The organism is Jannaschia seosinensis (genome assembly GCF_001408515.1).
Taxonomy (GTDB): domain Bacteria; phylum Pseudomonadota; class Alphaproteobacteria; order Rhodobacterales; family Rhodobacteraceae; genus Jannaschia; species Jannaschia seosinensis.
On the sequence record NZ_CYPR01000196.1, the window covers coordinates 1 to 18721 of the forward strand.

An 18721-nucleotide genomic window follows, 5' to 3' on the forward strand; every position below is an offset into this window, starting at 1 on the left:
AGGCTATGCTGAACTTTCGCCGGGTCACGCGGATCGCGCAGGCAATCTGCGAGCCGCTGCGCCAGACCCGCCCTGCGCTCGATCTCGCGCAGCAGGGTCAGGCCGGCGTCGGAGCTCATGTCGGCGCCGTCAAACCCGAGTAGGACCGGCTTACCGTTAACGGGTGACAGGCGGGGCGTGGAGCACGTAGACTGGGTCATGGCGGAGGTCGTCCTGCTGAAATCTGAATCTTTCACACTACACGACTCCGCAGGGCTTTCGTGCTTCTGGGTTGATCCTCTGCCACGACGCGATGGCGTCGAGGGGATCGGATCTGAGGCGGCTTCGGATGTGGTCGAAGCCGGTTCGAAACCAGGATCTGGCGTAGTGGCCGTGGCTTTTGCGCGGCGGCGCGCGCTTGCCGAGAAGGTCTGCGGCGGCGCGACCGGCCCAGGCAAGGGCAAGCGCGACAAGGGACATGAGCAGAGCGAGTTTGCGTGGATCGGTGAGACGTGTGTCCTCGAGGTTGAGGCCACGCGTCTTGGCATCGCCGAACAGACATTCGATCGCCCAACGTTTGCGGTAGGTTTCGAGCGCGGTGCGCGGCGCGACGTTGGTAACCACGATCAACCACTCTCCCTTGAGCGGCTTGGCCGCGACGTTCAGGAGCGGCGTATTGCTGGCGGCTGCGTCCTCGCGTGTGCCGAGGCGGGCGCGAAAAGCCCGGCCACGGCGGGCCAGGCGCAGCCTTGCGCGCAAGGTAAGGTCGTGACCGTCCTCGGTCGTAATGCGAAGATTTTCCCTTACGCGGATAGCAAAGGGGATATTGTTTTTACTAAGAAATTCCATCCAGCCTGCGCCGACAAACTCACGATCGGCAAGCAGCAGACGGATGGTCGTCGCGGGAAAATTCGCGAGATATCGCTCCATCAGGGCGATGCGCATGTCGGTGTCGGAACACCCGCGGCCTTCGATCAGGCTCCAGACCAGGGGGACGCGGAAACGACGGGTGACGACTGCGAGCACGAGAAAGTTCACCTCGGTCTTGCCGATCTGCCAGTTGGTGCGGTCGAGCGCGAGCAGCCACGATTTGTTCAGGCCCAACAGCCGGACCAGAAGCGGGAGCGACCAGTCCTCGTCGAGATGGACGTGCTGGAAGAAGCGTTGCAACCGACGGTATGTTGACGAGGTCAGGGCCGATCCCGGTCGTTCGCAGGCAAGATGGCCGAGGTTCACGCTGCGCGCGCTGACCATGCCGATGACGATCATGCAAAGCGTCTCCAGACGGCTCTTGCTCAAGTCGAGATCTGGACGCAGAATATTCGTGAGGGCGGAGATGGCGTGGTGAAGCATCGGACGTTTCCTTGGTCGGAGTCGTCCAGTTGAATCCATCCAGCCGCCCTCAGCCAGCACTGTGTCGTGTAGTGTGGCCAGCATACGAATATCGCCAGGAAGGAACCGGAAATCAGTGGTTTAGCCCAATGGACCCCGGCTGGAACCTTCGCTGGACCCCGGAAGCCAGCGGCGCGGCCTCTGCCTGCGCGCTCCTCTCCCGAGTATGCCATGAGTGATAGACTAGGACGCGCCTCGCGTCTCGCTCTCCGATGTCTCATCGAAAAGTGTCTCACGAAGGCGATTTCGCTTGACGGCGGGTCGGGCAATCTCAGCGGTGGGAGCGCCGTTCACTCACGAAGTTGCGCCCGTTTCGTCAAGGATGAGCCGAGCGGTCTCTTTCGGCTGATCCCACATCGGAAAATGCCCGCAGTTCTCGAACCAATGCAGCCTGGCGGATGGAAACGCCTCCTTCGCCCGGGCGGCCTGGCGCGGCAGACACAGACGATCCTGGCGACCCCATCCGATGACGACGGGGCGGGATGTCCCCGCCGCCGGTCCCTCCTGTTCCGGAGCGGTGGCGAGGTCGCGCACGAGTTCGTCGAAAGTCTTGGTCGCGGCAAAGCTCTTCAGTTCGGTCGTCACGACGTCACCGTCCAGCTTCCAGGGACGTGCCGACAGCTGCGCCAGGAGCATGCTACGGGTCACAGCGGATCGGGAGAGGGTCGGCAGTGTAGGCCCGAGACCGCGCACGAGCCGGATCGACGCCAAAAGCGTAGAGCGGAAGTATGTCCGTTCCCAGCCCCGCCAGAAGCCGCCGGGATCGAGAGCGATCGTGGCGCCGACTTTCCCGCGGCGCGCCATCTCGAGCACGATCCGTGCGCCGAGCGAGCTGCCGACGATGTCAATGCCGTCAAGCCCCTGTTCGCCGATGAAGGCCTCGACGCTGTCGGCGAGCCCCGTGAAGGTGCTGCTGCTGGTATCCCCCGGTGTTGCGCCATGGCCCGGCAGGTCCAGCGCCACGACCTCGCGCGTCTCGGAGAGCGCAGCAAGGATGGTCGTCCATGAACGCCACGAGCCTCCGAGGCCGTGCACGAGGAGAAGTGGAGGGCCCGCGCCCTCACGTATGAAATTCAGCATCCAAGCCTTTCTCGGTCCCATGCGGGGTGCGACAAGCTGTCGCCTTGGGCGCACCGTAAGTTTGATGACAACGCGGAGATCAACAACTTGATCCTCACGCCGGCCCGGTCACCCAGCCCGCGCCCTGCCGATCACGTAGCTCATAGAGCGCGTTGTAGGTGGAATTTTGCCATTCAGCCGCCAGACGATCACTGCAAGCCCGTACTGGTAACGCCGGTCTGCCGTCGCACGACTGATCCTCAGTTCCCAGCATATCGGCTTCCACGGCGTCCCATTGGCCCGCAGCCAGACAAGCCGCGCATCGTCCTTTTCCAGCCAGCGCAGCCAGAGCATCGCCTCCTCGGCCTGCGTGATCTGTCGCGGGCTGGGCCTCGGGCGACGCATCTGCGGCTCCTGGGCGACCTTGTCGGCGAAGCTGTGGAAATACTCGGGCCATGCGTTGAAGAAGCCCTGCGGCATCACGCCCGGCATCTGCCGCATCACGCCGGCCGCAAGCTCCAGCCGGTCCTGCACCTGCGCTGTGGTCCAATCACCCATGACGCGCCTCCCGTTCCCGCTTGCCGTAGAGCCGCTCGCCGAGTTGACGGATCAGCTCGCGCTCCGGCCAAGTCAGGCGATCATCGTCGACAGCCACCGCCAGCAGCCCCTGTTCCTTCCAGCCGTCGCGCTTGACCTCGTCGGGGTTGCGGCGGTGACCGCCGTAGCCCTTGGGCGTGAATCGCATGCCGCTCATTGCACACCTCCCCGGGTCTCCAGCGCCCAGAGCAGGATCGCGATGGCGTCGGCCTCGTTGTCGTCGGCGGGCGAGAAGCCGCGCGCGCGGGCGGCCGCCATCATGGCGTCCTTGTTCGCGTTGCCCTTGCCGGTGGCGTGGCGCTTGATGGTGCCGACCGGCACGCCCTGATAGGCGACGCCCGCGTTCTCCGCCCACAACGTCAGCGTGGCCATCAGCCCGCCATACACATGCGCCGCGTCGGTCCCGACATGCCTGCGCACCTCCTCGAAATGGATGGCAGTGATGGCTCCGGCGTCGTGGGCCAGCTGCTCGAGCCAGCCCCGGAACCGCAGGTAGCGCATGCCGCCGCCGTCGTAGCGGCTGGGCCGGAATGACACGGTGCCGCTGGTGATCAATCCGTCCGCGGCCTGCAAGGCCCAGCCGGTCGTGGTGCCGAGATCGAGGGCGAGAAGGACAGGCAAGCCGGGGCAGGGGGCGCTCATGGCTGTTGGGGTGAGAGATGCGTGGGCCATGATTGGCTCCTTTCCGGTTTGATGTTCGATAGGGTGACGGGCAGGACATGCGGGGCTCATGGATCGAGCTCCCGCAGCCAATCGGGGACGGGTGAACCTCGGGAACCTTTCGCGGGAGGTTCACACGGAGGTTCACACCGACAAGGTTCTGAATTCACGGGGCTTTGTGAACCTCGCGAACCTTGTGAACCTTTTCCGGCATCATCCTTCGCATGTGCGTGCGCGCGCGCGTGCGTAAGGGTTGGTAGAGGTTCACAAGGTTCACAAGGTTCACATTTGCAAGCCCGATCAATGGCTTGATCGTGTGAACCTCGGTTTTGGAGGTTCACACCCGCGCCCCGAGGTTCACACGCATCAGACCCTCGCGCGTCAGATTGCGGACGCGATGGCTGCTCCGAGACCTTCAGCTGCCATTTGACCGCCCGCCGAAACGTGCCAGCCTGGACCAGCCTGAGCGTCAGATCGCCCACCTGGAACACGCGGTCCCGCATCTTCTTGATGGCGATCCCGAAGCTGGTCTTCTGCGCGCGGTCCGTGTGACAGGTGATGGGGGGCGCCGGATCGTAGAACAGGGCCACGTCGAAGAGGTCGGCCGCGCCCACCTCGGCAGTCCCGAAACGATCCCACTAGGCGGCGATGAAGGCGCTCCAGCCCGCGCCCTCGCTGTCAGAGGCCTCCATCATCTCCTCGAGATTGCCGAGAAAGCCGGGAATGCCCGCGACCTCGAGCACGCCGCCGACGACATGCGCCCAATTCTCGAAGGAGCCGATGGTGCGCGCGCCGCGCGGCTTTCCGGCGGCGATCCACGCCTGGCAGAGCGTGAGGCAGGCGGCGACCAGCCGGGGGCGGTTGGCACGCACCCATGTCATCAGATCGGGATGGCGGAAGCCGGTGCGCTGCCAAAGACGCTCCTCGTGGGGATCGAGCCGGATGCGCAGGAGGCGGCGCGCCATCTCGTTGGAGAACTCGGGGTTGTTGCCGGTGGCGATCCAGAGACAGCGGATCGGCAGCCGCGTCATTTCCGATGCGCCGAGGATCCGGTCCTCCCAGAACGGCGCGGTCAGGGCGGCCGCGACGGCGGAGCTGTCGAGCTTGGCGCGCAGGTTGTCGATCAGCACGATGGCGGGGATCTGGCGCAGCTTGGCGGTGACGCGCTTGCGCCATTCGTCGTCGTCCCGCCCTTCGGTCATGACGCTCGCGCCCGAGCCGGTGAGGATGGTGGCCACGGCATCGACCATCAGCGTGGCGCCGGAGCCGGGGCTGGGCTTCTCGATCAGGTGCAGCGGCGTCGGCCCGTCGATCATGCCGCGCAGGAAGCCGAGCAGCAGCAGCGCGATCACATGCGCCATCTCGGCGGGACCGACGAAGGGGAAGTCGCCGAGCAGATCCTCGCACAGCAGATTGCGGGCGGCGGCAACCTCGGCGGCTGACGGCTTGGCCGGAATGGTCGGCACCACGAACCCGGGCGTCGGGGCATAGAGAAGCCGCGCGTCGGGATGATAGCCCGGCGTGGTCAGCAGCGTGCCGCCGCGACCGAATACCGGCGTGTTGACGATGCCTACCAGCACGGGCAGCGCCGGATCGGGCGTGGCCAGCACGGATTTGACCACGGCTATTGGCGGCGGGGCCGCGATCAGCTCGCCCTTGCCATTCAGCTTCTTCCAGTGCGCAAGCCGCGCCAGCATGTGACGCAGCCGTTCCTCGGTGATCGCGGTGGCGACCGGACGGCCCTCGTCATCGGGCACCACCCATGTCGGCTGCCCGGCGAAACGGAACACCCATGGCGTCCGGTTCGAGGCCATCAGCAGACTCCAGACCCGCTCGACCGAGCGGGCGAGATCGCCCTCGTCGGCGCGCAAGGTGGGGATGGCCTCGCCGCTGCCCTGATAGTTGACCGGCCGGTGCTGCCCGATCAGCAGTGTGGGTTCTGCCTCGGTGATGGCCTCCGCATCGACGATCAGGGCGGCGATGGCCTCGGGCCCTTTGCGCAGCAGCAGGTCGTTGAAATCCTCACCCTCCTCGGGCGGCAGGACGACGGCCACGTCGCGCCCCTGCGCGCGCAGGCGCCGGGCGGCGGCCTCGGCGGCCCGCAGACCGGCCCCGGAGGTGTCGTTGTCGGCCAGGATCAGCACGCGCCGGACGCCAGGCGGCAGATCGACCTGTTCGAGGCCCGATGTCGACAACGTCGCCCAGACCGGCAGATCGGGGCATGCGGTCATCACCGCGAGACCGGTTTCGATGCCTTCCGAGAGCGCCAGCCGATCGCCGTCGCCGAGCGCGGCCAGACGCACGGCGCCACCCGCCACCCGGCCGAGCATCTTCTTCGCCTTGTCGAGGGGCGCCTTGCTGACTGACTCGTCCTCGATGGCGAGGTAGCTGCGATGCAGCCCGATGACCGCGCCATCGCGGTCGCGGACCTGGCCAAGCATGGCCGGATAGCCGGTCTTCGTCTCCCAATGGGTCAGGTCAGGGTGAAACAGCAGATCGGCGGCCTCGGGCACCATCAGGCCGCGTCCGGTCAGATACCGCGCGACCGGAGAGCCCGTGATCGTCTCCGCACCCGTCAGGATGTGCGCGATCTCGAGCGCGGGATCGCGCTTCAATGGGGGCGGCGTCGGCGGCGCGCGGCGTTCCGGTGCGCCGGGCGCGATGCCCGCGATCTCGGCCGCCTCGACGATCAGGGCCCGGCCGTCGAGCCCGGTCGCTTCCTCGATGGCGCTGATCGGGCCGCCGCCCTGATTGCCGTCGAAGTCGATCCAGTCACCAGCATGCGCGCCTCGAAGGGTGATGACGCAGGAGCCAGTGTTCCGCGGCGCGTCGCCCCGGATGTTGGCGAGCCGCCACTCGTCGCCCGACCTGCGCCCGCGCGGAAACAGGCGTGGCACCCAGACTTCCGCGGTCTCGCGAAGGCGCGCCACCACCAGGTCGAGATCGTAGCGCAGAGGCTCGCCGCCGAGCGGTTTGGCATCGTTGAGGTCAAGCAAGGATCACCAGACCTTTCTCGGCCCGCGTGATCGCGGTGTAGAGCCAGCGGTTGCGGTCGGCGGCGCTGCGCCCGAAGCCGTCGTCGAACACGACGACGTTCTCCCATTGCGAGCCCTGCGACTTGTGGCAGGTGATGGCGTAGCCCCAGCTGGACTCGATCAGCCCGCGCCGGATCTGCCATTCTCGCCGCCCGCGTTCGGGATCGTAGGCGACATGATCGGCATATTCGCCGCGCCAGAAACTCTGTCGCCCGCCAAGGCTCACCCCGTCCTCGGTCTCGACCATGGCGCTGAAGGCGAAGGCGTCGTCCGGATCCTGCCGCACCTCGGTGAGGGCCAGGAACATGCCGTTGATCAGCCCGAGATCGTGGCGGTTCTTTAGACAGATGATCTTCTCGCCGCCGCCTGTCGGATAATCGGCGCCGAACCCGGCCGCGCGTTTCATGGCGGTGTTCAGCCAGCGCCGCGTCGCGTTGGTGCCGCAGATCACCTGGCCACCCTGCAGCATCTGCGCGGGACCGACCTCGTGGCGCGACATCTTCCAGACATGGTCGTCACGCGCGCCGGGCGGGATCGGCAGTTCCTGGCGGGCCAGCGTCGCAAGCCGCAGGATAGCGCTGTCGGCCGCCTGGCGGTGCACCTCGGTCAGCATCACGTCCGGCACGGTCTCGGTGAAAAAGCCCGTGTCCTTCACGGGCGGCAGCTGGCCGGGATCGCCCAGCACGAGGATCGGCTTGCCGAAGGCCAAGAGATCGTGGGCCATATCCTTGCCCACCATCGACACCTCGTCGAGCACCAGGAGGTCCGCGTCGCGCAGGATCGACTGCTCGTTGATCAGGAACTTCGGCTGGTGGATGTCCTTGAGGCGCAGCTCGAGCTGGGCGATGCGCGTCATCGCGAAGCCCCGCTCGGCCGGGCCCATGCGCGGCAGGTCGCGCCGCAGCGCCAGCAGATCCTCGGTCGCGCGCGCGATCTCTTCGGGCGTCGCCTCGGAGACGCGGTAGATCAGGCTGTGGATGGTCTGCGCGGGCGTGCCCTTGCGCGTCATGACGAGCGCCGCCTTGCCGGTGAAGGCGGCGAAGAGCACGCCGCCAAGCCCGCCCGGGGTCATCGGTTCAAGCCCCAGCGCCTCGATCGCCATGGCGGTGATCGTGGTCTTGCCGGTCCCGGCATAGCCGAACAGTCGGAAGATCTGCTGGTCGTGCCGCCGCGTCTCGTACCAGTCGCGGATGGCGGCGATGGCGCGGCCTTGGGTATCAGAAAGGGTGATAGTCATGCCCGGTCCTCCCAGCAGCGGACGGCGAAGGGGCAGAACCGGCAGAGGAAGAAGTCGGGGCTGGTCGCGATGCGGGGCAGCAGATCGCCCGCGTCCGCGGCGCGCAGCACGTCGACCGCCTTGTCCGACAGCGCCTGCGCGGCGGCCGGATCGAACGACACATGCTCGTGGTAGAGCTCGCAGGTGTCCTTGTTCAGCGCGGTAAAGAGCGCGGACCCGAGGCCCATATAGGCCATGTAGATCTGCATCTGGCCGAAATAGACGGGCTTCGAGAGCTGCACGCCTTTCTTCGCCGTGTCCGACCAGGACGAGGCTTTCAGCGCCTTGTGTTCCCAGAGCACGGGCCAGGCGAGACCGATCTCCGGGCCGCCGATGATCACGCCGTCCACATGGCCGCGTATGCGTCCGCCCGCCGTCTCGAAACCGAACTGGCCGCCAGCCTGCGTCTGCGTGCGCAGATCGAATCCGGCCTGCCGGAGCCAGCGGATCGCCAGATCCTCGAAGACATGCCCGGCCGCGAAGATGCGAAGAACGCGCCCCTCGAAATCCTTGCCGGGATCGGGCGGCGTGTGGGTGACCTCGTAGACCAGCCGCCGCGCGCAGGGTTCGCCGATGCGGCTGGCGCCCAGATAGCCGCGCGGGCGTTGGCCCTCGCGTTCGGCCTCCAGCGCGGCATCGATGCGGCCGTTGATCCGCGCGCCGAGGGGTTCCGGTTCAGAGGCGTCGCGGCCATAGACACAGCCGGATCCGTGATTGAAATCGACCAGCATCCGCACCCCCTCAGAACGGCACGTCGCCGTTGTCGGACTGGCGCTGCATCGAGGCTTGAAAGCCGTCGACGCAGGCCTCGATCACGCGGTCGATGTCCGCGGCCGGGCGGTCGAAGAAGGGCTCCATCAGGCCCATCTCCGTCAGCGCCTCGGCGAGCATCCGGCGGGCCTCCACGATGGCGCGCGTCTCCATGTCGGTCTTGTCGATCATGCCGTGGTTCCTTTTGGCGTTGGCCGAGCCCGCCATCAGGCAAGCCATCGAGCAGAAGCGGTAATGAGGGTGACGGTCCCAGCGCAGGCCGTGGCAGTAGCCGAAGCCCCTGGCCTCGCGACCGCACTGGGCGCAGGGCACGCGCCGGGCGAGATTGGCGTGCGAAGGAGGGCTCCGCCCGTTCGCGGCTGAAACGCTCCCCCGGAGCCTTTCCGAGACGCCGCTCACCCCATGAGCAGCAGGTCCAGCGCGTCGCGCTCCTCCTTGTCCGGGGCGGCGGTCCGGCGCTCGGAGGACAGCACGATGGACCGGCTGATGGCGTTCGAAGCCATGCATTCCAGATCGCGCCGGGTCAGGCTGGCGATGGGGCGGTCGAGACGCCCGCGCGCCTCGAGCCAGCGTCCCATCGCCAGTGCCGCCTCCGTGGTGACATGCGCCTGCCATTCGTCCGGGCTCACGGGTTCAGCCAGGTCGGGCCGTTGCCGGGTTTGGCGGCGGGCGGTGTCTGGGTGGCGGGCTGGGCGGGAGCCGTCGGCGCACCCCAGGCAGGCGCCGCGGGCGCGGAGGCCGACTGCGGCTGGCCCCAAGCCGGGGTCGCGGGCTGCGCGGGTGCTGCGGCGGGCCGGGGCTTGTTCGAGGGCTGGGCGGGCACGGGCTCGCCCGCCATCACCTTCTGCCATTCGGGCGCGGTGGGCAGCACGACATGGTCGAGCTTGTTGGCGTCCTTGTAGGCGGGGTTGCGGCTCGGCTCGATCTGGATCTTGGCGACGAAACTGATCCCGTCGAGATCGGCGAGCCCACGCAGCACCCGCTTGACCTTCGCCGCCTCGCTCATGTCCTCGGGGTTCAGCCCGAGCGCGCTGTCGATCATGGCGCGGAAGGTCGATTTCGAGATCTTCCAGCCGATCGACTGGCCCAGCTCGTCGAGCTTGCCGCCTTGCACGGTAAAGTTCTGCCAGAACTTGCGCCGGGCATGCGGGCCCTCGGCGACGGTGAACTCGGCGTCGAGCATCAGCACATCGCTGCCGGGCTGGTTCGAGGCCTTGAGCAGCCCGCGATCCGCGTCGCTCGATCCGTCGGTGCCGCCCTTGCGCAGCGTCATCACGAGCCTGGCGAAGGTGCCGTCCGGGATCAGGTCGCCCGACTGCTGCGGCTCCACGTCGTTCATGTCGAAGGTCATGTCGTCATCCTTTCCGGGGTTGGTTGATCTTGGTGAGGAGCGCGCCGAGATCGGGCGGCTCGGTCATGTCGAGACGGCCAGAGCGGTCCTTGGCCGGCAGGCCGAACGGATTGCCGGATTGGCAAACGAGGCGGCGCGCGTTGCCCTTGTCGGGATCGTGACGCCAGGTCGGGGGCGCATCGGGGCCCGCGCCGGGATCCTGCGAGAAGAGGCTCATGGTCAGCACCTGATCGACGATGCCGGGGAGCTCGCGGGCGACCTTTCCGCCGTCCATCTGCGGCTGCCAGGTCACCCGGTTCATGTCGTCGACGACCTTCTCGAGGATGCCGACGAAGACGACGGTGCGGCCGGGCGCATGCTGAAGATGCTTGAGGAGACCGATGACCTCGCGCGCCAGCAGGCCGTAGGCGCCGCGCGTGTCGGGTTTGCCGGTGCGTTCCGACAGCGCCTCGGGCCGGGTCTTGGCCCATGCCATGGCCTGACGCGTCAGGTCGGTGATGCTGTCGACAAAGATGATGCGCTTGGTATCGATCTTCTCGGCCAACTCGGGATGCTGCGCACGCAGATGCGCGTGGTGGGCCTCCGAGAAATGCTCCTCGGGTTGGGCGGCCGGGTTCGCGCCGCCGATCAGGCAGGCAATGTCGACCGCGTCGGAAAAGCGGCGGATCGGGATGCTGTCTCCCGGCCAGTCCTGGACGGACTTGAGGCCCGCCTCCAGATCGATGCAGAGCGTCTCGGCGGGTGGCAGCGTCTTCAGCAGCGTGGTCTTGCCCGCGCCGCTCGGCCCGAACAGCGCCATGGTGGTCTTGCCCTGCGCCTCGCGCAGCCGGTCGTCAGCGGAGATGATGCGCAGGCTCATTGATCGCCCCCCTGCGGGACGATCTCGATCTTCAGCGTGCCGGGCCGTACGGTGCGCGCGGGCTCGAAACCGGCGCGGATTGCATCGGGCCAGGCGGCGTATTTGCGCTCGGGCACCTTGAACGCGATGTCGACGTACTGGGCGGGATCGTCCCCGGCGGTGCGGATGCGCTCGACCATGGCGGCGAGGCGATCCTGATCCCAATCGACCCGTTTCGGCAGATCGGCGACCACGGTGAAATCACCATCGTCGAACCGGATCGTCCCGGTGTCCTTGCCCGCCGCCTGCCGCTCCTCGGCGGCGCGGGTGGCGTAGCGGACCGTCAGAGCGCCATCCAGGCGGGCCTTCGCGGCCTTGTCCCGCTTGATGCGCTCATCGACGTCGCGCTGCAGGATGGCCAGCAGTTCGACGGGCAGCTGGGCGATGTCCTGCAGGCCGAGGCCCGGCAGGTCGTCGACGGTGGGGGTGTTCGCGGGGAACGGCATGTAAGGGTCTCCATGATCGGCAAAGAGGGATTGGAAGGCGGTGGTCACGCGGCAGCCCGACCACTCGAACCGGTGGCGTGGTCGGGCTGCCCCTGCTCGGCGAGCAGGAGCGCGGACAGCGACACGGCTGCGGCCTTCGGCTTGGGGCGGGCGACGGCGATGTAGGCGAACTGGTCGGGACCCAAGCGCTCTTGCACCAGGTGCACGAGGCCCCGTTCGGCGGCCCAGAACGCGCGGGCGCCGAGCCAGGTCAGCCTTGTGCGTTCTTCGGTCGTGAAGCGGGACAATCCCTGACACCGATCGAGCGTCAGAAAGCCGCGATGGTATTCGAGCCGGTCGCCCGGCACGGCCTGCGCCACCCAGGCGCAGAACTCGATCTCGGTGAGCGGTCGGCGGGCGCGGACCGTGATGAAGGGGGTGGTGCCCATGAACATGATCTCCTCCTTTCGCCTCTACTCAGGCCGCCGCGAGATCGTCCCAGGCGGGACCGAGACCGTGAGCGGTGAGGACGTGACGGAGATCGGCGAGGCGGCGGTAGAGCGCGGACCGGCTGCCGAAACCCTCGGTTGCGAGCGCGGTGACCGGGCGATGCGCCAGCGCCGCGCAGAAGCGGCGATCCTCGGCCGGGAGCCGCGCGAGCGCCGCCTGCAAGGCGTGGTGCAGTTCGGTGACGGCGGCGGCGCAGCAGGGTTGGCCGTGCCAAGAGGCGAGACCGTCGTCCTCAGTCAGCGTGTCGCCGACCGGCTCGCGGGTACCGGCCAGCGGCACCTCGAGCGAGAGCAGCGATCCACCCTGCGCACGGCGCTGGCGGTGATGGCGCATCGCGATCCGCGAGGACTGGTTGCGCAGGACGATGTTGGCGAAGGCGCCGATGCTGCCGCGCGAAGGAACGTAGGCGGGCAAGCGGCGCAGCAGATCGACCAGGAGTTCCTGGCCCAGATCCTCGCGCTCGCAGAGCGGCAGGCTCAGCTTGCGCCGGAGGCGTTGCGCCGCCGCATCGGCCTCGCGGATGATGGTTTCAATGTCGTCGTGGGAGAGTTCGATCTGCATCGCTGTGCGCCTCGGTCATCGTTTCTGATGAGTCCAAGGTGCCGGATGCGGTCGGCGCGCAGGTGGGAACGGGGTGGGAATAAGGTGGGGGCATGGTGGGTCTGGCCCTTTGCCCAAGGCGACAAGTGTGGCGCTTCACTTGGCCTTCGTGTCCGGACTGCTTATCGCCGGGCGCATTTTTATTTTCCACCTACCCCGGGCGGTAATAGATGGCGTCGAGCATTGCCGCCCGACACTCCCAAAGCTGTCCATCGCCACTTTCGGGCTTGTCGATGTTGTACCACTCCGATGCGCGGATCACTTCCACGACCCGGTCCCAGTAATTTTCGAGGCTGAGAGTCGACTTGGCGAAGCCCATCCCATTCGCCGCGGCCACAATATTGGGATTGGAAATGCAGAGGAATACGTCGGGACGTTTCATGGCAAGCAGACGTGACGCCGTCGCGACGCCCCCAACTCTGCTCGAATTGGTAAACGCCTTCACAAAAAGGCGCGCAAATCGGTCGAAATGCTCCTTCGTGACCTCTCCCTTTTGTGGAATGCTATCAACGGCGCGAGCTAGGGATCGGTCGTTCTCTGCGATGCGATTTTTGAAGTCTCCCGCGCCACGCATGGAGCCGAACCAACCCCAATCTCGATCAAGAGATTTGTGACTCGCCTTTTCTTCAACCCCTATTGCACCTGCAATTGCTTTCCTTTGCGGCGTTGTGAGGTCGTGGAAAGAAGGCACGGCAGATAGCCAACCCTGCACAGTTCGGAGCAGGTTCAGACTTTCATCAACGTCGTGGTGAGCCGACCCTCGCACGGCGCGGACATACTGATCCCAACCCATACCGACCAAGGGGGACGATAGGCTCTTCACGCTTGCAGGCGGCACCCCTGCCAGCGGATCGCGAGGTGGACCCGGCCTCCTTGCGGCTAGCTTGCATCCCAAACGGTATCGCGCCGCCAAATCTTCTGTTACGCGGTCACCGAGTGAGGCGCTTCGCGCGGCGAAGGAAAGGGTATCAGCTAGCATCTCGTCGCTGATGGAACCCGTAACCAGGACACAGGCCTCGTGGTTCTTGCCAAGCCCGCCGCGAGTGAAGTTAGCGCTCCCGATGATTGCAGCAGCCCGTTTCCCAGAACGGAACGCGTAGACCTTTGGGTGGAACGTCCCACCAGGAAATTTCGTGACGACGTAGCATCCGTCGACCCCGATGAGAGAGTCGACAAGGTCTGGATCGGTCTGAGCGAACGCGAGCCCGAATGTTACGGCTCTGATTTTTGCCGAATGCGATAGGAGTTTTCGGGCCAGGGAGGTGGATGTGCCCCAGGCGACCGCCCAATGAAACTCGTCATACTCCGCCACGAGGCCCTCGATGGCATTCTCTACGTCGTTCCCCGTCAGAAATTCGATTTCCAATTCAATCAATCCCTCACGCCACTTGCAGGACATCAGATGGCCAAAGCATAGCAGGCGCGGATCAGCCCACAACTCGTGGTGAAGGGAGAGAAACCGAAGCGCCGCTAGCAGTCGTCGACCACGATCTCCGTTGCCGGGACGCCGAGCCGGTAGCCCCGGTTTCGAACAGTCGCGATCAGGGACTTGCTCTCGGCATTGGTGAACCCGGCAGCCTTGAACGCGTCGCGCAGCTCGCGGATCAGATCCTTGGCCTCGCGCGCCGTCGTCCCTTCGACATGGGATCGGGAGGCGACCTGATCGCGCGACAGCGCCTTCTCAAGCAGGCGTTCGAACACGGGGAAAATCTGACGCGACAGAATGACGGAGCGACCGTCCCACTGAACCTCGGCCGTCGCCCTTCGCACGCGTAGCACGGGTGCCAGTGGGACCGGCGCCAGAGCCGCGATGTCGATTGTGCCGCCGCCGCCATCCGAGGCAGGCATCAGCACCGCGTGGGTTTCGACCAGATGAAAGCCCGCATCCTGATAACGCCGGGCGGCCTCCGCTGGTAACTGCGGTGCGAGGATCGTGACGTCGGAGCCCTGCGCTGCCTGGCGCAACGAAGCGATGATGCCGTCGCCGGTCAGAGCTGCAGACTCAAGCGCAAGAAACACTGCACGTCCGGATCGCGTATCGCCGAGCCGCCAGACGTTCTCCGCGGCGCGTTTCGGAGCTGTGGCGAACCCTGCCGCGGCACCGATCACGGATGCCAACGCCTCGGCGCCGATGCGAAACACGCGTAGATCGTCCTCGGTGAGATCTACGTCATTTCGGCGGTCCAGCGGACATTCGGCACGATATCCGTCGCCCGCTTTCCGGATCGGCCGACAGGGGAGTCCGCATTCGCAGGCGTCGCAGACCTCCCAATCGGAGAGCGGCGCCTGTTCGACCAGGACACGTTTCGCCAGCAGCCGGTTGAAACCCGGACCAAAGAACGGCGCGGAAAGCTCGCCGGACAGGATCGCGTCGTCGCCAGCCTCACTCAGCCGCGTCAACAACCTCAAAATCGTCTCGGTCATTCATCAGCCCGTTCCGTTCGATCAGCTTCATCACCCGCGCCTCGTGCTGGGTGCGGCGGAACTGCACGACGCCCGGGGGCCGCAGCTTGACCGTGACCTGCGGCTGGCGCTTGCCGTCGCCCTTAAACAGGATCCGGAACACGAGTTCGCCCAGCCTCCAGGCGCCGCCGAACGAGACCGGTGTGCTGCCGAAATGCTGGAGCGCGTCACCGCCGAGATCCCGCGACCGCAGCGTGCGCACCACGCGGGGATACCCCTTCTTGCCGGGCGCCATCAGGTCGGCCGCCGCCTCAATGATAAGCACCTTGTCGATCAACGGATCGTAGGCGGCGTCGAAGGCGAAGCCCGGTCCGGCCAGTTCGACCGGGCGCAGGGTATAGAGGTCCTGCGCATCGTCGCCGTCGAAGAAGCCGGGCCGGTCGAGGATGATCGAGGCGAAGAGTTCCGCGATCTCGGGCTGATGCGCCTTCCTGATGCGGGCCAGTCGCAGCATGCCGGTGTTCTCGGAGTATCGCAGCACGGCGTGGGAAATCTGGCGCACGCTGATCACCCGTTCGACCTGGCCCTCGACGACCGGCATGGTCGAGACCATGGAGCCGTGGCTGACCACGAGGTTGATCTCGTCATCGTCTTCGTAGTCGCCCACCCGGCAGTAGTCCCCGAGAAACGCGTCACGGAAGAGCGCGGCAACGGCCGTCCGGAACGCCTCGACCTTCTCCGCCGTCAGATCGATCGCGACGCCACGTTCCCGGCCGGCAAATTCATGCAGGCGGTCGGCAGTGAGCATCGCCATGTGGTCAGCGGCCGCATCGAACAGGTCCGGATGCTCCAGAAAGACCCGGACGGCGATGTGCTTGGGATCATGCGCCTTGTTCGGCGCGTCCTCGTCGCCGGTCTTTATATCGGGGAACAGATCGACGCCCTGACGGACTGCCTGCGCCTGGATGATCTCGAGGCCGCGGGCATCGCCCAGTTCCGCGATGCGGTGCAGATCGCCGCGCAGCCCTTCGGGATAGCTGTCCTCGGCGCCAGTCAGCAACTTCTCCAGCGCCTCGCGGGCGGCATCTTCCTCCTGGTCCAGCAGGTCGACGGAGAAGCCCTTGTACTTGCCCTCGTGCCGCGCCAGCAGCGGCTTCATCAGGGCGAGATCGATGGTCTTGATGAACCGGGGGTTCACGAACTTTTTCAAATTGCCGGCCACGACGAATCCCCTTTCCTGAATGATAAGTGTTCTTGATACGTTCCCATGCGCGATTCTTCAACCTGTGCGGGATCGGCTGGGACGCTTTCCGACATCGACGAGTAGAGGCCAGAGGAGACGACCGCTCCGAGGCCCGCATGAAACGCCCCAATCCGCTCCCGGCCAACCAGATGACGCCCGCAGAACGCCGCGCCGAGTTGTGCGGCCTGCTGGCGCTCGGGCTGGTTCGGCTGACGCAGAGACAGTCAAGCGAACTATCTGACGGAACCGGAGAAAGTTCGCTACACTATCCGCCCGACCAGAGCGGTCATGCAACCACCGAGAAACGGAGAACCGCATGACCGACACGATTCCCGCGCGCCTGGCCGCGCTCAAGACCACGCCCACGCCCGACCTGAAGAGGCAGTGGCGGGACCTGTTCGACAGCGAGCCGCCGCCCTTCAACCGGCGCTTCCTGGAGTCCCGCCTGGCCTATCGCATACAGGAACTCACCTATGGCGGGCTGAAGCCGGAGACCATCCGGCGGCTGGAACGAATGGGCGAGGAACTGGACGGCGGCGACAGGACTAAGCGCGGCATCCGCGCCGATCGCGACCGCCCGATCACCGGCACGCGGCTGCTGCGCGAGTGGCAGGGCGTCGAACAAGTCGTCACAGTGACCGCGGATGGTTTCGAATGGCAGGGGCGGCCCTACAAGTCGCTGTCCGCTATCGCTCGGGCGATTACCGGCACGCGCTGGAACGGCTGGACCTTCTTCGGGCTCAAGAACCACAGGGGGCGGACATGACGAAGCCGCCGGATAAATCGAAGGTCATCCGCAAGCTGCGCTGCGCGGTCTACACCCGGAAATCCTCCGAGGAAGGGCTGGAGCAGGAGTTCAACAGTCTGCACGCCCAGCGCGAGGCCTGCGAGGCGTACATCGCCAGTCAGCGCTCCGAGGGCTGGGTGCTGATCCGCGATCAGTATGACGACGGCGGCATCTCGGGCGGGACGCTGGACCGGCCCGGCCTTCAGCGGCTGCTGGAGGACATCGAGGACGGGCTGGTCGATGTGGTGGTGGTCTACAAGATCGACCGTCTCAGCCGCTCGCTGGCGGATTTCGCCAAGCTGGTGGAGGTGTTCGACAGGAACGGCGTCACCTTCGTCTCGGTGACGCAGTCCTTCAACACCACCACCTCAATGGGGCGGCTGACGTTGAACATCCTGCTCTCCTTCGCCCAGTTCGAGCGGGAGGTGACGGCCGAGCGCATCCGCGACAAGGTCGCCGCCAGCCGGAAGAAGGGTATGTGGATGGGCGGGGTGCCGCCCTACGGATACCGGGTGGAGAACAGGAAGCTGCTGGTCGACGAGGACAACGCCGCGCATGTGCGCTGGATCTTCGCCCGCTTTCTCGAGATCGGGTCCTGCACCGAACTGGCGCGTCAGGTCGGCACGCGCGGCCTCCGGACGCCGCGTGGCAACCGGATCGACAAGAAGTACCTCTACCGGATGCTCAACAACCGCGCCTATATCGGCGACGCGGTTCACAAAGGGGAGAGCTACCCCGGCGAGCACGACGCGATCATCGACCGCGAGATATGGGACCGCGTCCATGCCATCCTGCAGGAGAGCCCGCGCAAGCGCGCCGCGCGCACCCGCGCCGACACCCCGGCGCTGCTGAAGGGGCTGCTTTTCGGGCCGGACGGCGCGGCTTTTTCGCCGACGCACACCCGAAAGTGCGACAAGCTCTACCGCTACTATGTCAGCCAGACCGTGCTGAAGCATGGCGCGGGGGCCTGTCCGGTCGGCCGCGTACCAGCAGGCGAGATCGAAGCCGCCGTGATCGACCAACTGCGCGCTGTCTTCCGCCAGCCCGAGATCGTGGCAGGTACATGGAAGGCGGCCCGTGCCCACGCCGACGGCATCACCGAAGCCGACGCCCGGACGGGCCTGCAGCAACTAGATCCGCTGTGGGACGAACTGTTCCCCGCAGAACAGGCGCGCATCGCGGCGCTGCTGGTCGAGCGAGTGGACATCGGCGTGGACGACCTGAACGTCCGGCTACGCGTGGACGGCCTCAGCGGCCTCGCGCATGAGATGCTGGCCGGCAGGATCGGAGAAGCTGCATGACCCGCGGTACAGCGGTCCCCGACACGGTGACGCTCCACGTCCCATTTCGGTTTGTGAAGCGTGGCGGGCGGAAGGAAATGCATTTGCCGGAAGGCGCTACGCACTCGCGGCAGACCGACAACGCGCTGGTCAAGGCGCTGGCCCGCGCCTTCCGCTGGAAGCGCATGCTGGAGTCGGGGGATTTTACCACCATCGCCGAACTGGCCGAACGGGAGGGGCTCGCGCCCTCATACATGACCCGCGTCCTGCGCCTGACCCTGCTCGCGCCGGACATCGTCGAGGCAATCCTGGACGGAAAGCAGGGGCCGGAAGTGACGCTGGCAAGGGTACTTGAGCCGTTTCCGGTGGAGTGGGAAGCGCAGTGTCTCGACATGATCGCCCGCCGTGGTTAGTTCTTGGGCGGCGCTTCCGCTCCGAAATTGGCGGCGGCACAA

Annotated in this window: 22 protein-coding genes; 3 read left to right on the forward strand and 19 right to left on the reverse strand. The window is 66.3% G+C overall.

Translation table 11 applies throughout. The features are described 5' to 3' along the window. The 19 genes from JSE7799_RS20040 to JSE7799_RS14535 all read right to left on the reverse strand — a co-directional run. Positions 1-200: transposase (locus JSE7799_RS20040; protein ID WP_186201964.1), on the reverse strand; the 200-nt coding region annotated here is incomplete at its 3' end. Between the two features lie 37 nt (positions 201-237). Next, on the reverse strand, positions 238-1332 hold the full coding sequence (locus JSE7799_RS14450) for an IS4 family transposase (RefSeq protein WP_055664234.1): 1095 nt from the start codon (positions 1330-1332) through the stop codon (positions 238-240). A 333-nt stretch (positions 1333-1665) separates the two neighbouring features. Then, positions 1666-2451, reverse strand: a complete 786-nt coding sequence (locus tag JSE7799_RS14455) for an alpha/beta fold hydrolase (RefSeq protein WP_055664235.1) — start codon at positions 2449-2451, stop codon at positions 1666-1668. Positions 2452-2559: 108 nt separating this feature from the next. After that, positions 2560-2988 (reverse strand): DUF6362 family protein, encoded by a 429-nt coding sequence (locus tag JSE7799_RS14460; RefSeq protein ID WP_055664236.1) that lies wholly within the window; start codon positions 2986-2988, stop codon positions 2560-2562. Beyond that, positions 2981-3184: a hypothetical protein gene (locus JSE7799_RS14465; RefSeq protein ID WP_083480611.1), complete on the reverse strand. Its 204-nt coding sequence runs from the start codon at positions 3182-3184 to the stop codon at positions 2981-2983. The genes JSE7799_RS14460 and JSE7799_RS14465 overlap by 8 nt, the downstream gene beginning before the upstream one ends. Then, a complete protein-coding gene (locus JSE7799_RS14470; RefSeq protein ID WP_144431737.1) occupies positions 3181-3669 on the reverse strand; it encodes a hypothetical protein in 489 nt (162 codons plus the stop codon). The genes JSE7799_RS14465 and JSE7799_RS14470 overlap by 4 nt, the downstream gene beginning before the upstream one ends. Before the next feature lie 656 nt (positions 3670-4325). Then, on the reverse strand, positions 4326-6683 hold the full coding sequence (locus JSE7799_RS14475; protein ID WP_222101776.1) for a DUF7146 domain-containing protein: 2358 nt from the start codon (positions 6681-6683) through the stop codon (positions 4326-4328). Beyond that, a complete protein-coding gene (locus JSE7799_RS14480; protein ID WP_055664238.1) occupies positions 6676-7959 on the reverse strand; it encodes an ATP-dependent DNA helicase in 1284 nt (427 codons plus the stop codon). The genes JSE7799_RS14475 and JSE7799_RS14480 overlap by 8 nt, the downstream gene beginning before the upstream one ends. Next, the gene (locus JSE7799_RS14485) at positions 7956-8729 is read right to left on the reverse strand and encodes a hypothetical protein (protein WP_055664239.1); all 774 of its coding nucleotides are present in this window, start codon (positions 8727-8729) and stop codon (positions 7956-7958) included. The genes JSE7799_RS14480 and JSE7799_RS14485 overlap by 4 nt, the downstream gene beginning before the upstream one ends. 10 nt (positions 8730-8739) lie before the next feature. After that, a complete protein-coding gene (locus JSE7799_RS14490; protein WP_055664240.1) occupies positions 8740-9081 on the reverse strand; it encodes a DUF6511 domain-containing protein in 342 nt (113 codons plus the stop codon). Positions 9082-9164: 83 nt separating this feature from the next. Further along, positions 9165-9398, reverse strand: a complete 234-nt coding sequence (locus JSE7799_RS14495) for a hypothetical protein (protein WP_055664241.1) — start codon at positions 9396-9398, stop codon at positions 9165-9167. Further along, complete coding sequence (locus JSE7799_RS14500; RefSeq protein ID WP_055664242.1) at positions 9395-10120, reverse strand: hypothetical protein; 726 nt, start codon at positions 10118-10120, stop codon at positions 9395-9397. Before JSE7799_RS14500 ends, JSE7799_RS14495 begins: the two co-directional genes overlap by 4 nt. 4 nt (positions 10121-10124) lie before the next feature. Beyond that, complete coding sequence (locus tag JSE7799_RS14505) at positions 10125-10979, reverse strand: ATP-binding protein (protein WP_055664243.1); 855 nt, start codon at positions 10977-10979, stop codon at positions 10125-10127. After that, complete coding sequence (locus JSE7799_RS14510) at positions 10976-11464, reverse strand: hypothetical protein (RefSeq protein WP_055664244.1); 489 nt, start codon at positions 11462-11464, stop codon at positions 10976-10978. The genes JSE7799_RS14505 and JSE7799_RS14510 overlap by 4 nt, the downstream gene beginning before the upstream one ends. Positions 11465-11508: 44 nt before the next feature. Further along, positions 11509-11898 carry a hypothetical protein gene (locus JSE7799_RS14515; RefSeq protein WP_186201965.1) on the reverse strand — a complete coding sequence of 130 codons (390 nt, stop codon included), beginning with the start codon at positions 11896-11898 and terminating at the stop codon, positions 11509-11511. Between the two features lie 22 nt (positions 11899-11920). After that, positions 11921-12514: a sigma factor gene (locus tag JSE7799_RS14520; protein WP_055664245.1), complete on the reverse strand. Its 594-nt coding sequence runs from the start codon at positions 12512-12514 to the stop codon at positions 11921-11923. Between the two features lie 190 nt (positions 12515-12704). Further along, on the reverse strand, positions 12705-13928 hold the full coding sequence (locus JSE7799_RS14525; protein ID WP_222101777.1) for a phospholipase D family protein: 1224 nt from the start codon (positions 13926-13928) through the stop codon (positions 12705-12707). A gap of 95 nt (positions 13929-14023) precedes the next feature. Next, positions 14024-14977, reverse strand: a complete 954-nt coding sequence (locus tag JSE7799_RS14530; RefSeq protein WP_144431733.1) for a winged helix-turn-helix domain-containing protein — start codon at positions 14975-14977, stop codon at positions 14024-14026. Next, entirely contained in the window at positions 14937-16178 is a 1242-nt protein-coding gene (locus tag JSE7799_RS14535; protein WP_055664248.1) for a hypothetical protein, read from the reverse strand. Before JSE7799_RS14535 ends, JSE7799_RS14530 begins: the two co-directional genes overlap by 41 nt. Positions 16179-16515: 337 nt before the next feature. Here JSE7799_RS14535 and JSE7799_RS14540 point away from each other — a divergent pair, with 337 nt between their 5' ends. The 3 genes from JSE7799_RS14540 to JSE7799_RS14550 are packed head-to-tail and all read left to right on the forward strand — an operon-like array spanning position 16516 to position 18679. Next, entirely contained in the window at positions 16516-16965 is a 450-nt protein-coding gene (locus JSE7799_RS14540; protein WP_055664249.1) for a DUF2924 domain-containing protein, read from the forward strand. Then, positions 16962-18287 (forward strand): recombinase family protein, encoded by a 1326-nt coding sequence (locus tag JSE7799_RS14545; RefSeq protein ID WP_055664250.1) that lies wholly within the window; start codon positions 16962-16964, stop codon positions 18285-18287. The genes JSE7799_RS14540 and JSE7799_RS14545 overlap by 4 nt, the downstream gene beginning before the upstream one ends. Further along, positions 18284-18679: a ParB/RepB/Spo0J family partition protein gene (locus JSE7799_RS14550; protein WP_055664251.1), complete on the forward strand. Its 396-nt coding sequence runs from the start codon at positions 18284-18286 to the stop codon at positions 18677-18679. The genes JSE7799_RS14545 and JSE7799_RS14550 overlap by 4 nt, the downstream gene beginning before the upstream one ends. Positions 18680-18721: the final 42 nt, after the last annotated feature.

Coding starts and splice junctions, on each gene's coding strand:
- JSE7799_RS14450 (WP_055664234.1), bottom strand. CDS start 1,332: ATGCTTCACCACGCCATCTCCGCCCTCACGAATATTCTGCGTCCAGAT.
- JSE7799_RS14455 (WP_055664235.1), bottom strand. CDS start 2,451: ATGCTGAATTTCATACGTGAGGGCGCGGGCCCTCCACTTCTCCTCGTG.
- JSE7799_RS14460 (WP_055664236.1), bottom strand. CDS start 2,988: ATGGGTGATTGGACCACAGCGCAGGTGCAGGACCGGCTGGAGCTTGCG.
- JSE7799_RS14465 (WP_083480611.1), bottom strand. CDS start 3,184: ATGAGCGGCATGCGATTCACGCCCAAGGGCTACGGCGGTCACCGCCGC.
- JSE7799_RS14470 (WP_144431737.1), bottom strand. CDS start 3,669: ATGAGCGCCCCCTGCCCCGGCTTGCCTGTCCTTCTCGCCCTCGATCTC.
- JSE7799_RS14480 (WP_055664238.1), bottom strand. CDS start 7,959: ATGACTATCACCCTTTCTGATACCCAAGGCCGCGCCATCGCCGCCATC.
- JSE7799_RS14485 (WP_055664239.1), bottom strand. CDS start 8,729: ATGCTGGTCGATTTCAATCACGGATCCGGCTGTGTCTATGGCCGCGAC.
- JSE7799_RS14500 (WP_055664242.1), bottom strand. CDS start 10,120: ATGACCTTCGACATGAACGACGTGGAGCCGCAGCAGTCGGGCGACCTG.
- JSE7799_RS14505 (WP_055664243.1), bottom strand. CDS start 10,979: ATGAGCCTGCGCATCATCTCCGCTGACGACCGGCTGCGCGAGGCGCAG.
- JSE7799_RS14510 (WP_055664244.1), bottom strand. CDS start 11,464: ATGCCGTTCCCCGCGAACACCCCCACCGTCGACGACCTGCCGGGCCTC.
- JSE7799_RS14515 (WP_186201965.1), bottom strand. CDS start 11,898: ATGTTCATGGGCACCACCCCCTTCATCACGGTCCGCGCCCGCCGACCG.
- JSE7799_RS14520 (WP_055664245.1), bottom strand. CDS start 12,514: ATGCAGATCGAACTCTCCCACGACGACATTGAAACCATCATCCGCGAG.
- JSE7799_RS14530 (WP_144431733.1), bottom strand. CDS start 14,977: ATGACCGAGACGATTTTGAGGTTGTTGACGCGGCTGAGTGAGGCTGGC.
- JSE7799_RS14540 (WP_055664249.1), top strand. CDS start 16,516: ATGACCGACACGATTCCCGCGCGCCTGGCCGCGCTCAAGACCACGCCC.
- JSE7799_RS14545 (WP_055664250.1), top strand. CDS start 16,962: ATGACGAAGCCGCCGGATAAATCGAAGGTCATCCGCAAGCTGCGCTGC.
- JSE7799_RS14550 (WP_055664251.1), top strand. CDS start 18,284: ATGACCCGCGGTACAGCGGTCCCCGACACGGTGACGCTCCACGTCCCA.